The 15856-nt window shown below is 65.5% G+C and carries 20 protein-coding genes; 3 read left to right on the top strand and 17 right to left on the bottom strand.

The features are described from left to right. Window positions 1–10 precede the first annotated feature (10 nt). The 17 genes from ACP156_RS23530 to ACP156_RS23450 form a co-directional block, all read right to left on the bottom strand. A complete protein-coding gene (locus ACP156_RS23530) occupies window positions 11–1468 on the bottom strand; it encodes a TolC family protein (RefSeq protein WP_425053793.1) in 1458 nt (485 codons plus the stop codon). Beyond that, the gene (locus tag ACP156_RS23525; RefSeq protein ID WP_425053792.1) at window positions 1465–1686 is read right to left on the bottom strand and encodes a hypothetical protein; all 222 of its coding nucleotides are present in this window, start codon (window positions 1684–1686) and stop codon (window positions 1465–1467) included. Before ACP156_RS23525 ends, ACP156_RS23530 begins: the two co-directional genes overlap by 4 nt. A 68-nt stretch (window positions 1687–1754) precedes the next feature. After that, entirely contained in the window at window positions 1755–2129 is a 375-nt protein-coding gene (locus ACP156_RS23520) for a hypothetical protein (protein WP_425053791.1), read from the bottom strand. 130 nt (window positions 2130–2259) lie between these two features. Further along, window positions 2260–3288 (bottom strand): type IV secretion system protein, encoded by a 1029-nt coding sequence (locus ACP156_RS23515; RefSeq protein WP_425053790.1) that lies wholly within the window; start codon window positions 3286–3288, stop codon window positions 2260–2262. Further along, a complete protein-coding gene (locus ACP156_RS23510) occupies window positions 3288–3728 on the bottom strand; it encodes a hypothetical protein (RefSeq protein ID WP_425053789.1) in 441 nt (146 codons plus the stop codon). Before ACP156_RS23510 ends, ACP156_RS23515 begins: the two co-directional genes overlap by 1 nt. Further along, window positions 3725–4711: an ATPase, T2SS/T4P/T4SS family gene (locus ACP156_RS23505; protein WP_425053788.1), complete on the bottom strand. Its 987-nt coding sequence runs from the start codon at window positions 4709–4711 to the stop codon at window positions 3725–3727. The genes ACP156_RS23510 and ACP156_RS23505 overlap by 4 nt, the downstream gene beginning before the upstream one ends. Window position 4712: 1 nt before the next feature. After that, window positions 4713–6035, bottom strand: coding sequence for a TrbI/VirB10 family protein (locus tag ACP156_RS23500; protein WP_425053787.1), 1323 nt, complete (start codon window positions 6033–6035; stop codon window positions 4713–4715). After that, on the bottom strand, window positions 6032–6739 hold the full coding sequence (locus ACP156_RS23495) for a TrbG/VirB9 family P-type conjugative transfer protein (protein ID WP_425053786.1): 708 nt from the start codon (window positions 6737–6739) through the stop codon (window positions 6032–6034). The genes ACP156_RS23500 and ACP156_RS23495 overlap by 4 nt, the downstream gene beginning before the upstream one ends. Continuing rightward, the gene (locus ACP156_RS23490) at window positions 6736–7389 is read right to left on the bottom strand and encodes a virB8 family protein (RefSeq protein ID WP_425053841.1); all 654 of its coding nucleotides are present in this window, start codon (window positions 7387–7389) and stop codon (window positions 6736–6738) included. The genes ACP156_RS23495 and ACP156_RS23490 overlap by 4 nt, the downstream gene beginning before the upstream one ends. A 2-nt stretch (window positions 7390–7391) precedes the next feature. Continuing rightward, a complete protein-coding gene (locus ACP156_RS23485) occupies window positions 7392–8204 on the bottom strand; it encodes a type IV secretion system protein (RefSeq protein ID WP_425053785.1) in 813 nt (270 codons plus the stop codon). Continuing rightward, entirely contained in the window at window positions 8201–9343 is a 1143-nt protein-coding gene (locus tag ACP156_RS23480; RefSeq protein ID WP_425053784.1) for a lytic transglycosylase domain-containing protein, read from the bottom strand. The genes ACP156_RS23485 and ACP156_RS23480 overlap by 4 nt, the downstream gene beginning before the upstream one ends. Before the next feature lie 3 nt (window positions 9344–9346). Next, entirely contained in the window at window positions 9347–9550 is a 204-nt protein-coding gene (locus ACP156_RS23475; RefSeq protein WP_425053783.1) for a hypothetical protein, read from the bottom strand. Further along, on the bottom strand, window positions 9550–11922 hold the full coding sequence (locus ACP156_RS23470; RefSeq protein ID WP_425053782.1) for a type IV secretion system protein B4: 2373 nt from the start codon (window positions 11920–11922) through the stop codon (window positions 9550–9552). The genes ACP156_RS23475 and ACP156_RS23470 overlap by 1 nt, the downstream gene beginning before the upstream one ends. Next, entirely contained in the window at window positions 11912–12190 is a 279-nt protein-coding gene (locus tag ACP156_RS23465; RefSeq protein WP_094023181.1) for a type IV secretion system protein VirB3, read from the bottom strand. Before ACP156_RS23465 ends, ACP156_RS23470 begins: the two co-directional genes overlap by 11 nt. 11 nt (window positions 12191–12201) lie before the next feature. Further along, a complete protein-coding gene (locus ACP156_RS23460; protein WP_425053781.1) occupies window positions 12202–12480 on the bottom strand; it encodes a TrbC/VirB2 family protein in 279 nt (92 codons plus the stop codon). An 8-nt stretch (window positions 12481–12488) separates the two neighbouring features. Then, window positions 12489–13130, bottom strand: a complete 642-nt coding sequence (locus tag ACP156_RS23455; RefSeq protein WP_425053780.1) for a lytic transglycosylase domain-containing protein — start codon at window positions 13128–13130, stop codon at window positions 12489–12491. A gap of 73 nt (window positions 13131–13203) precedes the next feature. Continuing rightward, window positions 13204–13539, bottom strand: a complete 336-nt coding sequence (locus ACP156_RS23450; RefSeq protein ID WP_416369403.1) for a hypothetical protein — start codon at window positions 13537–13539, stop codon at window positions 13204–13206. A 183-nt stretch (window positions 13540–13722) separates the two neighbouring features. On the opposite strand from ACP156_RS23450, the gene ACP156_RS23445 reads away from it, so the two are divergent. The 3 genes from ACP156_RS23445 (at window position 13723) to ACP156_RS23435 (ending at window position 15852) form a co-directional block, all read left to right on the top strand. Beyond that, the gene (locus ACP156_RS23445; protein WP_425053779.1) at window positions 13723–14001 is read left to right on the top strand and encodes a hypothetical protein; all 279 of its coding nucleotides are present in this window, start codon (window positions 13723–13725) and stop codon (window positions 13999–14001) included. 114 nt (window positions 14002–14115) lie between these two features. Then, window positions 14116–14772, top strand: coding sequence for a hypothetical protein (locus ACP156_RS23440; RefSeq protein WP_425053778.1), 657 nt, complete (start codon window positions 14116–14118; stop codon window positions 14770–14772). 237 nt (window positions 14773–15009) lie between these two features. Continuing rightward, a complete protein-coding gene (locus tag ACP156_RS23435) occupies window positions 15010–15852 on the top strand; it encodes a hypothetical protein (protein WP_425053777.1) in 843 nt (280 codons plus the stop codon). Window positions 15853–15856: the final 4 nt, after the last annotated feature.

The following is a 15856-nucleotide window of genomic DNA, read 5'->3' as shown; positions in this document are numbered from 1 at the left end:
AACACTCCCATCAATGCGCCGCGGCGCCGGGGTCGGTGACCCGGGTCGCACCGCCACCGGCAACGGCCATAGCGCCGCCGCCGTAGATCGTTGCAGTCAGATTCGCGTCGGCGAGCCAGAAGTCGCGCCGCGCATTTGCTTCCAGTATGGCGCTGCTCAGCCGCGCCCGCGTATCCGCCAGAAGCTCGAACGTATTGGTGATCATGCCGTTGTAGCTGAGCAGGGATTCTTCCTCGATCGTCGTTCGCAGGGGCAGAAGCGTTGCCGCATAGTGCCCCGCGATGGCGTGCCGTCCGGTATAGGACTTGTAGGCCGACCGCGCTTCAGACCGGACATTGACCGCCAGTTCGGCAAGCTGATTGGCCGCGCGCATGTAGGCCATCTCGCTTTGGCGAAGCCGTGCCTGCCCGGAATCAAAGATCGGAATGTCGAACTCGACCTCGATCTGTGGTGTCGTCTCGGTTTCTATCTCCGTTCCGTCAAGCTCCCGTTCGGCCTCGAAGCCCGCGATAATTTCAAGGTCGGTGACAAAGCGTGTCGCCCCGGTCAGTCCTTTCGACCTCGCCATCGCTTCGAGTTCCAGCTTCGCGATCTGTAGATCGATGCGGTGTGAAAGCGCCTCCGCTTCGATGCGCGGGCGCGAAGCCGGCGAACGCGGCAGCGCCGGCAGGGCGTTCGGGACGAAGTAATCGACCTCGCTTCCCCACAGACCCATGGCCCGGGTCAGCGTCTCCTTGGCCAGTTCCGCATCCAGCCGCGCCTGTGCCCGCTGTCCTGTGAGTTCGGCGAAGAACGCATGTTCCCGCGCCTGGTCCGCCTTGTTGAGAAAGCCGGTTCGCCCAAGCTCTGCGGCAAGTTCGGACGCCGCATCGGCGGTGCCCTGCGCATCGCGCACGATCCCCGCCTGCTCGAATGCGCCCACAGCCTCCACCCAGGCGCGCCGGGTTTCGGCCGCCGCGGCCAGGGTCTGCTGCGCCGCGACGAGTTGCGCTTGGCGGAAGCGGATCTCCGCGATCCCAAGGCGCCGTTCGCGCGTGGCCAGGGCCAGAATGTTGTTCGCGATCAGCCCTTCGATCGCACGATAGCCATTCAACCCTTCGGCCCCGATACCCAGCACACCCACGGAAACCGTCGGGTTCGGCTGCATCGTCATCTGCCAGGCCTCGGCCGCAGAAAGGCCAAGCTCGGCATAGGCGGCCTGAAGACCGCGATTGTTCAGCAAGGCCACCTGAACGGCGGTGTCCGCGCTGATGGTTTTCTTGTGAACCAGCGCATGCACACGCTCACCGGCGGCGCGGGTTTCTTCGGCGCTTTGCAGCCAGACCGGTTGTGCGCCCGACGCTCTGGCCGAGATCGAAGATACGGTCCCGAAACCGGCCTTTGGCGACGATACACTTGAAAGACCCGGCGGTGTGGCGCAAGCCGCGAGAACCAGCGGCGCCAAGACAATAATGCGTGCACGTTTCATTGAGTCCGCTCCCCATCTGGACCTTGAAGGTCGTTCAAGTTCCGCCACTCTTCGGGGCTTGCCGGTACGCGATTCACATACCCGACCACGCCCATCGCCGGTTGAGGACGGACCGCAATCGCCGGATCCGCGACCGGCAGCTGCGCCACGCGCACTTCGGATGCGCCGCACGCCGCGACAAACAGCGATCCGCAGATCGCCAAGTAAGATTTCTTCATGGATTTTCCTGATACTCTACGAATGCAGACCCGCGCCGAAGACGGCGCAGGCAATCAAAAGACGTAGCTCAGGTTCTGGGAGGACGCCGAACCAAATCCGCCGGATTGGAAATCAACTGTTCGTCGGCGAAGACGACAATTGCAATTCGCCGGGTTGAAGTGGCCTGAAATGCCACCTCCGGCCCGAGGGACAGGAACGGACAGGGTGTGCCATTGCAATGCTGGTCGTTTCCAAGCTCGGCATCGCCGTGGCCGTGATCGTGTGTGGCGGAAAGGTCCTTGCCGACATGGTCCGCGACAATTTCCTCGTGGCCGGTGCAATCCGTAGAACTGGCGAAGTCCAAACCGTGTTTGTCATGTCCAACGGAATGCGCTGCGGCACCCGTGCCAATGAGAAGCATGGATAGAAAGACAACGAAAAGGCTGCGCCAAGTCACGATCATGGCGGCGATGTTGCACCAAGCTTGATTCTCGTCAATCTACATTCGCGATGTGAGCGAATGGTTGCTTCACGTTTAAGTGTCCCCGGCACCAGCATTGGCGGCGCGATCTGTTCTTTCTGCGTGGCTTAGCTCACGACCGACCGATCCGCCGCGCTCTCTCCGCCATCCGGGTTATCTGCTCGCCGCTTAACCTTGCGGTCATTGCAACCGCCGAAGGAGCTTTCGCTGTCGCGCGCCCCACGATCTCCCCAGTGGTCAGTGCCCCAATCCGCGCCCGCCCTTGAACGCCGGACGTATTGACCATCCCCCTGGCAACCGCAGCCGCACCGGCAAACGCATTCGGTCCGGCCACAACCATGAAATTCCCCGAAAGCCCGCGCACGATGAGCGGCGTCGCAGCAACGAAGCCCTTCGCCAGGAAGACCATAACGAAGAACGGGATGAGCGAGCCGATATTGGTCGCGGAGCCCGGATCGCCCAGCTGCGCCAGGAGCGCGTTGGCCATGCCCACGACGGTCGAAAACATCGCGGCGATGACGACGGGGTAGAAGGCATAGCTGACGGTGGTCGAGACCCAGCGGTGGAAGAAATCCTTCGTCGCCTCGAAGAGCGAGAGCGCGATCATGACCGGTGCGAGACCAAGCATGAGGGTCAGCATCATCTTGGCGAAGATCAGGACGATGCCGGTCATGAACCCGAGGAGGCTGAGCAGCACGAGGCCGATGCCGCCGAGGATCGCACCGGTCATCCAGTTCAGGTTGCTACCGATGGCGTTCAGATACTGACTAAATTCGTCGATGAGATCGTCGAACTCTGAAGCGAAGTATGAGGCCCCTGCCCCACCGCCCCCCACAGACGAGATCAGCGCGCCCGCGACATAGTCCAAACCTCCGATCACCGCGTTGGCGACCGTATTGAACTGCACCCAGTTAAAGGCGAACAACCCAACCAGCATCAGCTTCATAAGGTACCAGAAGAAGCTCGCGCCATCCATGCTGCGGTATTGGAAGGCCATGTTGATGAAGAGCCCGATGGCCGAGATGGTGACCATCAGCAGTACGATCGTGCCGATATTGCCTGCGACCGCCCCGAACTGGGACTCCGCGGCATCGGCGAGGAAGGCATCGGCCGTTCCGACCATCCAGCTGACGACGCCCATTACCAGTTGCCTTGTTCTCGGCAGATTGCCTCGACATTTGGCGCGAGTTGCCGTTGTTCACCTCGAATGCTCAATCGGGCCTGCGTTTGGTCCGCTTGCGGAAGATGCCCATACTTCTCTTGGTATTCGGCGTCGGCACTTTCCCAACTCGGGAAACGGGTTGAGCAGCCGCAGTCCCCGGTCTGCAATATGGCTTCCCAAGTCCTGAGTTCGTACAGCTTCTGTAACGTCAGCGCCTTGTAGGCTTCACGCGGATGCAGTTCATCCATCCAGGCGGGGCGCGCGGGCCGGTCGTTGCAGATCCGGTACTGCTGCGGCGCCATGTCGACCGTGAGGTCGGTCGACACGGCGGGCGCAACCTCGGCCAGAGCCGGACCGGCGCCAAGAACGACAAGGATGGCAATGTTGGGAAGGCGCATGGCGTATCCTTTGATGGTCACTGACCCGGGTCTTCGGTCTGGCCGGGCAGGTAGAATTCGGTGATGCCGCGCGTGCCCTGGTGGCGGCCGGCCTGGATGATGACGTCGATCGAGCCTTCGATGTAGCGGATCATGTCGGCGTAGGTCAGGGGCAGATCGGTCTTCAGCGCGGCAATGGCAAGCCGTCTCACGGCGAGCTGGGGGGTTTCCGCGTGCAACGTGGTAAGCGAGCCGCCATGGCCGGTGTTGATCGCCTCGAGGAAGGTCATCGCCTCCTTGCCCCGAACCTCGCCGAGCACGATGCGGTCGGGGCGCATCCGCAGCGTCGAGGTCAGGAGCTGGTCGGCGCTGCGCGTGTCGCTTTCCCGATCCGAGATCAGCGTCACCGCGTTCGGCTGTCCGGGCCGCAGCTCGGCCGCCTCCTCGATGGTGACGATCCGCTCCGCGTCCGGGACGAGGGAAAGGATCTTCCGGGCCGCGACGGTCTTGCCGGTCGAGGTCCCGCCCGAGACGATCATGTTGAGCTTGTTCTGGACACAGAACGAGAGCGCGGCGTCGATATCGCCGGCGGCCACAACCTCTCGCAAGGCGAGGTTGCGCTCGCGCCGCAGTGCCTCGAGGCTGGTTTCCTTGTCGAAGAGATAGGCGAGTTTGATCTCTTCCAGCGGCAGGCTCGAGAAGAACCGCAGCGAGATCGAGAAGCCGCCCTCGACGGCGGGCGGCTGGATCACCTGGGCGCGGATCGGGCGGTCCCGGTAGAGGATGCTGACCGAGACGATGGGTTTTTTCTGGCTGAGCGTCGTGCCGGCCGCCGAGGCGATCTGGTTGCCGAGATCCTTGATGGCGGTCTGGCTCAGGGGCGTGCCGAGCGCGGACATGAAATGATCCCCGTGGAACTCGCCCCAGGTGCTGCCGTCGGGGTTGATGCAGATCTCGATGACGTCGGGACGCCCGATCGCGGGTGCCAGCGCGTCGAGCGAGGCTTCGAGGTAGCTCGCCGCCATGTCAGAAGATCTCGAGATCGCGGTCGACCATGACGGTGATCCGCGTGCCCTGGTCGACATGGATGACCGGCTTGATCGCGAGGTAGTCCTGCATGACGCTTTGCGTGCTGTCGCGCAGGTCGGACCCGACATCGCTCGCCACATCCGCGGCCGCTTCGTCCTCGATCTGGCCCGCCGCGGCCGCCGGGAGCGCCCCGATCAGCGAGATGAGCGCGGCGGCGCCGAAGCGTTCGGCGAAGCGCGTATCGACGAATCCGGTCGTGCCGGACCGCCCGAGTTCGTCCCCGCCATAGGCGCTGATCTGGACCGACTGGTTGTCGGGCAGGATGATCCGGTCCCAGGCCACCATCACCCGGGACTGCGCCAGCGCCACTTCCGATCGGTAACGCCCGATGAGCCGCGACCCGCGCGGGATCAGGACACGGGAGCCGTCGAAGGCATGCACATCCTCGGAGACGATAGCCCGGATCGCGCCGGGCAGGCTGCTGTCGAGAGCGGTCTCGGTCACCGCCTGGATCATCGTGCCCTGCGGCACGGTGTGGGACGGGTTGGCGATCACCTCCGCGCGGGTCACCTCGGCGACCTGCGCACCGGACCGGACGAAGGCCTCGTCGGCGTTGAGGCGCGCTTCGACGGCCCCGTCCCTGGGCCCGTTCCCGGCGCCGGAGAAGGCGATCATCGGCGAGGCGATGCGTTCGGCGCGGGCTTCGGCTTCTGCCGCGCGGCGGCGTTCGAGTTCGGCGAGGCGCAGCTCTTCCTCCGTGGGCCCAAGCGCGGCGGGTGCGGGCTGTTGCAGCTGCGCCAGTTCCAGATCCATACGCATCTGTTCCAGCGCCCGGTCGCGCTCGGTCAGCTGCCGTTCGAAGGCGCGACGGGACTCTTCGCCCGCCGCCTGCAGCGCCGCGATCTGCGCGGTCAGATCGGCGATGGCGGCATCGGCGGCGGCGGACGATGGCTCCGCCTCCCTGGCCAGCAGCGCATCGAGTTCGGCCTGGACTGCCGCTAGGGCCTCGGCCAGGGCACGCTCTGTCTCGCTCGGTCCGGCGTCCGCCGGTGCCGGCTCCGGGGTCCGGACCGGCAGGACGGCGGGCACCAGGTCGCCGAAGCCCGACCCCTGGTCCTGGAATTCGGCCGGTGCGGCGGTCGGCATCGGCACCGACGCCTTGGGCTGGAGCGCGGCATAGGCGAGACCGCCCAGACCCGCGATCCCGAGCACGCCGAGAAGGGCCGTGACCGGGGACGGACGCCGGCCCCCCGCCTTCTTCCCACTCGCGCCTTCGAGCGCGGCAAGACGGGCCGCGAGATCGTCGGGCTCGTTGCTCATGCGCCCGCTCCCCTACGGCCGAGGTCCTGGATGCAGACCACCTCGTCGCCGAGGCGCAGCACCCATTCAGGGTTCACCCCGGAGACCCGGATCACGCCATCCGCCTGCGCCTGGCTGTTGACCGAGCGTTCCGCGCCGCGTGTGTGACGGAAGATCGCCGGGACGGGCGCGTTCCGTGCGAAGCGGAAATAGGTGAATGTGCCATCGTCCCAGACCGAGAGTGGCGTGAACTCAAGCTGCGCGCTCGCGCCGTAATTGGCATTCGGCGCGGCGGCCGCCACCGCCTGCCGGGGCGCGTTGCGGCTCTCGGGGTAGCGGAACTGCACGACGTAATGCGGGGTCTCCCGGGCTTCGACGACGTGGAAGTAGTAGGAGCGCCGGTTGGTATATACGGTGATGTTGGTGGCGACGCCCGAGGCCACGGGCTTGATCGCGAAGGCCCGTCCGCCCGGGACCGCGTCGAACTGGAAGCCGACCGTGTCGCCGGCGATGATCGAGCGGATGGTCTCGCCCTCGCCGAACTCGACCGTGGTCACGCGGGTGAGGCTGGTCACCACGCGGAACACCTGGCCGTCGACCCAGGTCGCGATCCGGACGCGGCTGTCATGGGCACCACGACCGGGCGTGGTCTCTGCCCGGGCGGGAAGGGCCGCGGACATCGCCGCGGCGACGAGGAGGCCGGAAAGGGTCAAGCGGGTGGTCATTCGGCGCGGTCCGATCTGATGGCGTATTGCGTGACGGTGAAGCCGAAGGGGTTCTGCCAGACCTCGTCGAGGACACGCGGGGTCTCGGTGTGGAACTCGAACATCAGCGTGGCGGTGAAGGCGCCGTCCTGCACGCCCTGCGGTCCGGTCAGGCGCTTGCGCAGGCGCACCTGGGCGCGGTTCTCGCCGATGAGGGTGATGCTGGCGATCTCGACCGCCATCTCGGCCCCTGCCCCGTAGCGCGTCGGCGGGTAGGTCTCCTGGCCGCTGGTCCAGGTGGCGCGCATGCTGGCCTCGGCGGCGCCCTTCGACTGCGCGAGTACCCGGCGCACGCGCAGGTCATTGTCGAGCTGGTTGTAGGTCTCGCGGTCGGTGATGTAGCGATAGATCTGCGCCTCGATCACCGCGGGGCGCTCGGCGAGCGTCACGGTCTGGACGGCGGCATTCGGCAGGGCGAGGCCGGTCGCCGGATCGAAGGGCACGACGACCGGGGGCGGGGTTTCGATCAGGAGGGCGACGGCGGCGGCCGAGAGGCAACCCACTACGCCGAAGACCGCGCCGCCGATGCCGATCTTGCGCCAGGTCTCCTCGCGGCGCAGCGCACCGTAGACCAGCTCCTCCTCGACGATGGCGTCGATGCCCGTTCCCATCGTCATGGACGGAGCTCCGGCAGGGTGAAGTCCATGTAGCGACGCTCTTCGGCGATGGTCGCTGCATCGACCACGCCCGCATTGCCCGCGCCGACGGTCTGGATCGCCTCGAGCTCCCACATCCGGGTCATCGCGATGGCAAGCTCGGCGGTCACCCGGGTGTTGTGATCCATGGATGCCTTCAGGTCCTCCATATCCGGGATCATCTCCACCAGGCGCTCGACGCGTTCCAGCGATTGCGCCGCCTCGGCATGGCTGTTCTGTGCCGCCGCCGAGAGCACGGCCCCGGTGGTCGCGCGGGTGGCCACCCCTTGCGCGCCGGGACTGCCGCTGCGGGCGATCTCGGCAAGGCTGTCCTCGTCGAAGCCAGCGCTCGCCAGCGCGGTCTCCATCTGGGTGCGGAGCGGCCCGGCGGAGGAGCCGAGGAGCGCGCTCCAGTCGCCCTGCTGGATGCCGGTGATCAGATCGCCGATGTCGGAGAAATCCGCCTCGAGCAGCCCGTCGAGATCGCCGCCCATGAAGAGGCCGAGGATCCGATCCCGCGCGCCGGTGAGCGAGGCGTACATCTGGTTCAGCTGGTCGAGCTGCTGCTGCACGAGGTCGAGCTGCTCAAGGAGGGTATCGAGCTGATCGGTCTGGATCCCGAAGTCCTCCAGCATCTGCTGCAGCTGGCGGATTTCCTGGGCGATATTCTGGGTGTCGACGGTCGGCACGCCCTGGGCGATGGTCGGCGCGGGCGCCAGGCTCATCGTCACGGCTACCGCAGCGGCTGTCCCGAACAGAAGTCTCCGTGCGCGCGGGAAGTTCGTCCTCATCGCAATATCTCCAAACTGAAATCCATGTATTGCCGCTCGGCGGCCTGTGCCGCGGCGAGCGCGATCTGCTCGGCGCTCATCGGCTCGGTTCTGGCGGCCTTGAGGCGGGTGCGGATGGCGACGAGGCGCGCCAGTTCCGCGCGGGCATAGGTGTTGAGCGCCAGCGCCTCGTGCAGGTCCTCGGTTTCGCCGATCCGCTCGATGATGTCCTGCACCCGGAGCGCGGAAGCCCGGACCGAGACCATCGAATAGTCGCCATAGACCCCGGAGCCATGTGCCGAGAGGCTGAAGCTCGCGTTGGCGAGAAGGACCGGATCGATGGTGCCGAGGGCGTCGATCCCGCCGACCGCGGCGAGGTAGCGGTTGTACTGCTCGGGGATGACCACGACGTAGTGCTGGGTTTCCGAGAACGGCGGCACGCCGCCGTAATCCTGCACGTTGCCGGGACCCGCGTTGTAGGCGGCGAGTCCGTGGATGATGTTGCCGCCGAACATGTTCAGCATCTGCGCGAGGTAACGCGCGCCGCCTGTCACCTGCAGGTAGGGATCGTCGTAATAGGCGGGATAGATGCCGAGATCGGAGGCGGTGCCGGGCATGATCTGGGTGAGGCCGAAGGCACCCACGGGTGAGCGGGCACCGATCTGGAACCGGCTCTCCTGCCAGATCAGTGCCTGGAGGAGGCAGCGCCATTGCACGAGGGTGAGACCGGCGCGCGACACCCCAGGGAGGGAGAAGGTGTCGCGCGCCGCGCGGATGATCAGCTCCTCGATCCCTTCGCGCGCGTCGCCGAACATACGGGCCGCGGCCGGATTGCCATCCGCAGGCCCATAGAGCACGGCGGCGGAGGTGTCGGAGCCCCTGCCCGCCTCCAGTCCCGCGATGGGTGCAGAGACATCGGTTCCGCCCACGCTTGTCGCCTCGACGAGATCGTCCAGCGCCGCGAGCTGTTGGCGTTCGATCTCGGCCAGCTCCTCCTCCCGGGTCAGCCGGTCGCGCTGCAGCGCCAGATCCCGGTCGCGCTGCGCGATGAGCGCTGCCGTGCGTGCGAAACCTTGGGCGTCGAAGGTCGGCACGCCCTGCCCCGACGCGGGACAGGCGAGCGCGGCGAAGGCGAGAAGGGGAGGAAGCCGACGCAGCATGGATCAATCCGCGAGCCCGAGCGCGGTGAAGGTACAGGAGGTGTCGGCCCGCGTGACCGCCACGCCCTTGGTGGAAACACGCGGCGCGTTCGCGGTCTCGGCCCGGAAATTGAAGCAGTTGGCCGTCGCGGGCCGGTATTCGGCGCAAGCCGACAGGGTGAGCCCGAGGACGAGAAGCCCGAGGCGCAGGGTGAAAGTCTTGGTCATCATGTTCTCCAGAATTCCGGGCGGTCGCGGTAGTCGCTGCCCACCAGCTCCTCGCCCTTCTCCATGCCGCCGAGGATGGTCACGAGCGGCCCGAGGCTCGAGAGATCGGCATCGATCACCACCGAGCCCCGATCGTCTCGGACCAGCGCCAGGCGCGAGGACGAGCCGACCCCGAGGAGGATGTCGAGCTCCTTCTCCGAGAGCCCCAGCATGGCGTAATCGGCCTCGCTGGCGCGGATGTTGGGCAACAGGATCTGCGTCGGCACCGCCTCGACGATGGTCTTGCCGGTGCGGGTGCGCTCAAGCTGGCTCGCATATTGGGTCATCATCACGACGACGGCGTTCTGTTTCCGGGCGGTGACGAGCCAGTTCGACAGTCGCTCCGCGAAATAGGTGTTGTCGAGCGCCTTCCAGGCCTCGTCGATCAGGATCACCGTCGGCTTGCGGTCCTCGATCACGCGCTCGACGCGCCGGAAGAGATAGGAGAGCACCGCCATGCGTTCCCGCTCGCTCTCGGAATCGAGGATGCCGGTCAGATCGAAACCGGAGATGTCGCCTGCGAGGCTGAAGGTATCCTGCGGGTTGGCGCCGAAAATCCAGCCATAGCGGCCTTCGGCGGTCCATTCCTGCATGCGCTCGAAGAGATCGCCCTCGTCATCGGTCGAGACCAGCAGCGAGGCAAAATCCGACCAGTTCCGCAGACCTTCGTGACTGGCCGAGGCGTTCTGGCGCACGACCTCCTGCAACCGATTGGTCTGCACCGGGGTGAGCGGTCGGTCGCGACGTTCGAGGAGCGTCGCGAGCCAGTCCGCGAGCCAGGCCTGGCCGCGCGCATCGGTCTCGGTCTGGAGCGGGTTGAGCCCTGTCGGCCGCCCGGCCCGCACGGTGGAATAGCTGCCGCCGAGCGCCCGCACCGCCATCTCCATCCCGGCGCGGTAGTCGAAGACGAAGAGCCGGGCATTCGCGCGTCGCGCCATGGCCATGAGGAAGGCCGCGAGCACGGACTTGCCCGAGCCGGGGCGACCGAGGATCAACGTGTGCCCGCCGGTCGGTTCGCGGTCCGGCGCGCCCTGCTCATGAAAATTGAACCGGAACCCGCCGCGTTCGGGCGTCGGGAAGAGCGTGATCGGCAGACCCCAGGGCACGTCGCTCCCCGGTTTGCCGAGAGGCGTGCGGTGCAACGTGGCGAGATCCGCAAAATTATGGTTGGTTATCGCGGCCTTGCGGCTCCGTGCCCCGGTATTGCCGGGATGCTGCGCCATGTAATGCGTCCGGGCGCCGAAGCCTTCCGAGATCAGGTTGATGCCGGTGCTGGCGGCGATGTTGCGCACCTCGGCGCAAATATCGTCGAGGGCGGTCCGGGTCTTCGCATAGACCGCGACCGTCATGTGATGCTCGCCGAAGATCAGGCGCTTCGATTCCAGATCGTCCTGCGCAAGCTCCAGCTCTTCGGCGAGGCTGACCGCCCCGTCATTGGCGGCCTGCATGAGCCTGAGCTGCCGCTTGATCCGGCCGGCCATGATGTTCGAGTTTACGGCCACGAAGGAATGCGTGACGACCATGTCGACCGGCAGGTTCAGCTCGTCGAGCATCAGCGCGTCGGTCTTGGCCGGGTAGTTCTTGACCGCGAAGATCGCGCCGAATTTCTCGCCCGCCGCCCCGTCGGAGAGACGGATCGTCGGACCGTCGAAGGTCACACGGGTGTTGGCCACGTCTTCGGCGAGGATGCCGAAACGCGAGCGCGGGAAGAGCGGATGCTCGCAGCCGGTGTTGAGACTGCCGAGGAAGCCGAGCAGCGCTCCGGAATTTGCGGACAACAGTCGGGGCTTCATCTCGTCGAAGGTCGAAAGGATGAACCCGACCACCTCGTCGAGCTTGCGTAGCCTCCGAACCGTGTCCTGCGCGAGCCGCGCCCGGGAGGCGGCGGCAAGGAACGGCAGGCCGCGGCCCACCTCGGGGCGTTTCAGGACCGTGAGGGTCAGCGTCTTGTCGCGCAGCCCGGAAGCGCGCAGATGCGCGCACCAGCGCCGGTCGATCTCGCCCGCGAAGCCAGCCTCTTCGATCGGCGGCAGGTCCACCTCGACCGCCTTGGAGACCTTGTGCAGGTAGAAGGAAAACCCTGTCCCGGCCTGCGCCACGATCCCGGCCATCAGCGCGCCGATGCGGTCGAGATGCGCATCCTCGCTCGTGGTGCTGTTCACCCCCTCGAGCCGGATGCATTGCATGAGCTCGTTGCCGCGGGTGCGGATTGTGGTGTCGCTCACGAGGCTCACATAGGGCAGCATCTGCGAGAGACGCTTCTCGCCCGCAATCCAGGACGGCACCGCCGTTCCGAGATCGAGGTCTTCACCATATCCAGCATCACGGGGCATAGCTGTCGCCTCCGTGCAGCTTGCGGTTCCGGGTCGGCGGCGTCTCCTGCAGGGTGATCACCAGCACATCGAGGAAGTTCGGATCCCAGTCGGCGGCCTTCCAGAGCGCGGGCCAGGCGATACCGGCGATCAGCACCACGATCCAGCTCTGCACCCAGAGGAACAGGAGCGTGGAGCCGAAGAGCCAGACCATGGCGTACATGATCGGCAGACCCATGAGCTTGGGCGGCCTCAGGAGGCCGATGAAGACACGCGACTGCTCCGCCATGGTGTCAGACCTCAAGTGGTCCAGATCGCGGCGACGATGGTCGGGGCGGCGGCGATCCCGGCGATCGCCACCACGACCCAGAGCGCCTGGCGGAAATCCAGGATACCGAAGAGCCAGGAGAGGAACACGCCGATCAGCGCCAGCGTGCCGATCACGATGCCCAAGGGCCCGGTGATCGCATCGACGATGCCCTGGAGCAGGGTCTGCACCGGCGAGAGGTCGATACTCTGGGCGAGCGCCGGTCCCGCGGCAACGATCAGCAGGGCCGCCGCGACGGCGGTCAGGTTCACTTGTCTTCTCACGAAATCTCTCCTCTCAGGCGCAGCATCGCGGCGGTCACTTTCGCCACATGGCCCATGGTTTCTCGGTAAGGGGGAATGCCGCCGTGGCGGTCGACCGCCTCGGGTCCGGCATTGTAGGCGGCGAGTGCCAGGCGGCTGTCGCCGAAACGGTCGAGCATCATCAGGAGATACCGCGCCGATCCGTCGAGGTTCTGACGTGGATCATGCGGATCGACGCCCAGAACCCGCGCCGTGTCCGGCATCAGCTGGCCGAGCCCGATCGCACCCGCGCCGCTCAAAGCGCGCGGATTGTAGGCGCTCTCGATCTCGATATTGGCCCGGTAGAGCGCGGCCCAGTCGGTGACCGAGAGACCGGCGCGGCGCAACCCGGGGTGACCGGCATAGCGGAAGGCAGTCGCCTCGATGGCGGCGAGAATGTCGGGAGGAGCCGGGACGGGCGCGCGCGATGCGCTTTCTGCGTTCGCTTCATCATGCGACCGATTGGAGAAGAGAAAGAGCCGGTCGCCGGGACCCGTTGCACCGTTCGCTTGCTTGTCGGCAGATGCTTCTGGATCAGCCTGCGTGGCAGAGACATCGATCAGCCGGCCGTCCTGGCCGACGGAGAAGATGAACCCGCCTGTCGTCGTCTGTGCCAGCAAGGCCGAGGGTGCGGAACAAACACCTGTACCGAGCAGGGCAAGGACCGCGAGAACGCGGCAGGCGGTGAATCCGTCAGGCCTTGGCGGCCAGAGGTTTGCCCGGGGCTTCGTGCGGAACCCGTCCGCCTTCTTCGAGCGGGATGGAGACGACGGTTGCGCCCATGTCGGCCAGGAAACTGACGAGGCCGACGATCGTCTTGAATTCGCGGATCTTGAGATAGCTGCGCGAGGTGACGAGCAGTTTCTCGTCCCGTCCATCGGAAGAGACGGCGCGCACGGTCCAGGTGCCGTACCAGCTGTTGTGGCGTTTCTCGGCGCCTTCCTTGCAGACGACCTCGGCCCTGTATCCCTGGCCGAGCAATCCGCGCAGTCCGTCTTCGGTGACCACATTCGGTGCTTCTTCTATCATGACCTCCCCTGGGCCCTCCTCATCATGAGTACCGGCCCGCGGGACATTTCCACACGGGCGATACAATACAACATAAATGACTGCAAGACGATTTCTTCATCTTGACTGGATGCTTTCGCGCACTTAGGTCCGCTATCACACAAATCCACCGATTCACACCGGCAAAGGAGTTTTGCCCTGCGCATGTTTTGTGTCGGACGTGCCAACCTGCCCGATTTGGTGGCGATCTTCGTGCTGAGCGGTCAAATGGCAAGCGCCTGCATCGTGCCGGATCGGCCCTTCCTGCCCGAAAACCCAGAAGACGTGCGCGAGTATGCCGAACTGCTGCGGGCCGACTTCGAGGGATACATCGCCGACATCCAGGAGTATTTCCGCTGCCTCGACGCCGAGCGCCAGCGCGCCTTCCTCGAGGCGCAGGAGGTCAGCCGCGACTACGGACGACTGGTCGAGATCCTCGAGTGAGGACCCGCATGCTTGCTGGTCTCCGCTTCAGACATTGAGCGTCACAAAGAAATCCGATTGCCGTCACGCGTGTTGTATTGTATTCGCCCGCATAGTTTTGTGGAGAGTCGATACATGAGACGCAAGATCCTGCGGCTGGCGATGGCCGCGACATTGACGCTTTCGGGACAGGTCCCGTTGGCGACCCCGGCGAGCGCCTACCAGGTGGACTGCGCCATCCTGCTCTGCCTCGCGGGCGGCTGGCCGGCCTCTGCGCCTTGTGCCCATGCCCGCGCGGTGTTCATCCGCCGGATCACCCCCTGGCCCATCGAACCGCCGCTCCAGATCTGGCGCTGTCCCATGGGTGCGTCGTTCTCGCCGACCGAAGCGCCTGGTCCGGCTGAGCGCCTGTTCGATGCCGCCTTCCAGGCCACCCTGCCCCGGCAGTCCTTCCCGGAGGACGCGCCGGTCGTCGAGGTCCAGGCCACGGATGGGGCGGACATCGACATCTCGGGCGACGCCTTCGATTTCGTGCGCAGCATCCGGGTCTATCACATCCAGTACCGCCAGCACGAAAACCGCGACGGCGACTGCAACCGCACCGACTCGACGCGGCTCGGGTCCTATGGCGTGCAGGGCGACTATCGCTGGACCCCGTCCAGCACGGCCCAGGTCCCGCCTGCCTCGCAACTGCGGATTCCGAACGGGTGCGGCAGTTATTTCTACCGATCGGTCTTCGTCGACTGGCGTGACCACGCCGGAAACTACGGCTCCGAAGAAGTCCGCTACTGACCATTTCCCGGCCCAGGTCACCCCGGACCTGATCATCCATTTGCACCGGAGGCTGTGCATCCCACATCCAGAAAAGAGAACGACGCCAGACCGATAGTCCGACGCCGCGCCCGATTACTCACTGTGCCCGAGTTTTCTAGCCGATCGCCCGGAGACCTGCAACCAGCAAAGTTGTTTTGCTGGCAGGAATGTTGTTGCCTCACGATCTGACGTCGTCCTTCCGAAGAGACGACATTCATGGACCTTACAACCGGCTCAATCCTGCGGCAGATCCTCCGATGCGATCTGTCCGTTTCCGCGCACAAGCTCGCGACGATCATCCTCGACGGCATCGCCTGGAAGGACGGCTACAACGGGCTCGATCGGGGCACAGCCGCCTTCACGCTCTCCACTCTTTCCGAGATCATGGGTGTGACCCGTCAACACCTCACAACCCTGCTTGCGGAGCTCGCGGCATCGGAGCTTCGCGTCGAGCGCTGGAAGCCGAACGGCAAGTTCGCGCCGTGGCTCTTCCGCTTCGGCTGTATGGCCCACGAGTCGCCACAGCATCTGGCGTCAACTGGGGGTGACACATCACTATCTAGAGAATCTAAAAACAAAACTATCTTCTCTGGGAAGATCGAGATCGCGCCCGGCTCGAACGTCCATCGCACCACCTGGGCGGCGCTCATCAAGGCGGCGAAAGCCGCGCTGCCTTGCTGGAACGTCGATACGCAGGCGATCTGGGATCGCTTCATGGCCTTCAACGAAGCCCGCGGAAACACCTGCGTTCCGGCGGGTTTCCTCCTGGGCTTCATGCGGCGTTGGCAGACATCGGTTGGGCGACCGCCGGCAACGCCAGTTTCCGTCAATTGCCCCAGATCAGATGTAAGGAGTGCCGAAACCGAGCTGGTGCGTCTGACGCGCTCCGCGCCGGTTGGAAACCGTCAGTTTCATGCCGCCGACCTGCAGCGCAGGATCGGCCATGTGGCCTACAAGGACCGGGTCAGGGCCATGGTCGAACGGTTCGGATGCGGGGAGTTTGCGGCGATGCTCGCCGTCCACGGTGAAGCCGCACGCCGCGGCGAGATAAGTCCATGAGCGG

It is taken from the genome of Psychromarinibacter sp. S121 (assembly GCF_049801035.1).
Classification (GTDB): Bacteria; Pseudomonadota; Alphaproteobacteria; order Rhodobacterales; family Rhodobacteraceae; genus Psychromarinibacter.
This window is presented reverse-complemented; position numbering and strand designations above follow the sequence as displayed.

Coding starts and splice junctions, on each gene's coding strand:
- ACP156_RS23530 (WP_425053793.1), bottom strand. CDS start 1,468: ATGAAACGTGCACGCATTATTGTCTTGGCGCCGCTGGTTCTCGCGGCT.
- ACP156_RS23525 (WP_425053792.1), bottom strand. CDS start 1,686: ATGAAGAAATCTTACTTGGCGATCTGCGGATCGCTGTTTGTCGCGGCG.
- ACP156_RS23520 (WP_425053791.1), bottom strand. CDS start 2,129: ATGATCGTGACTTGGCGCAGCCTTTTCGTTGTCTTTCTATCCATGCTT.
- ACP156_RS23515 (WP_425053790.1), bottom strand. CDS start 3,288: ATGGGCGTCGTCAGCTGGATGGTCGGAACGGCCGATGCCTTCCTCGCC.
- ACP156_RS23505 (WP_425053788.1), bottom strand. CDS start 4,711: ATGGCGGCGAGCTACCTCGAAGCCTCGCTCGACGCGCTGGCACCCGCG.
- ACP156_RS23500 (WP_425053787.1), bottom strand. CDS start 6,035: ATGAGCAACGAGCCCGACGATCTCGCGGCCCGTCTTGCCGCGCTCGAA.
- ACP156_RS23495 (WP_425053786.1), bottom strand. CDS start 6,739: ATGACCACCCGCTTGACCCTTTCCGGCCTCCTCGTCGCCGCGGCGATG.
- ACP156_RS23490 (WP_425053841.1), bottom strand. CDS start 7,389: ATGGGAACGGGCATCGACGCCATCGTCGAGGAGGAGCTGGTCTACGGT.
- ACP156_RS23485 (WP_425053785.1), bottom strand. CDS start 8,204: ATGAGGACGAACTTCCCGCGCGCACGGAGACTTCTGTTCGGGACAGCC.
- ACP156_RS23480 (WP_425053784.1), bottom strand. CDS start 9,343: ATGCTGCGTCGGCTTCCTCCCCTTCTCGCCTTCGCCGCGCTCGCCTGT.
- ACP156_RS23475 (WP_425053783.1), bottom strand. CDS start 9,550: ATGACCAAGACTTTCACCCTGCGCCTCGGGCTTCTCGTCCTCGGGCTC.
- ACP156_RS23470 (WP_425053782.1), bottom strand. CDS start 11,922: ATGCCCCGTGATGCTGGATATGGTGAAGACCTCGATCTCGGAACGGCG.
- ACP156_RS23465 (WP_094023181.1), bottom strand. CDS start 12,190: ATGGCGGAGCAGTCGCGTGTCTTCATCGGCCTCCTGAGGCCGCCCAAG.
- ACP156_RS23450 (WP_416369403.1), bottom strand. CDS start 13,539: ATGATAGAAGAAGCACCGAATGTGGTCACCGAAGACGGACTGCGCGGA.
- ACP156_RS23445 (WP_425053779.1), top strand. CDS start 13,723: ATGTTTTGTGTCGGACGTGCCAACCTGCCCGATTTGGTGGCGATCTTC.
- ACP156_RS23440 (WP_425053778.1), top strand. CDS start 14,116: ATGAGACGCAAGATCCTGCGGCTGGCGATGGCCGCGACATTGACGCTT.
- ACP156_RS23435 (WP_425053777.1), top strand. CDS start 15,010: ATGGACCTTACAACCGGCTCAATCCTGCGGCAGATCCTCCGATGCGAT.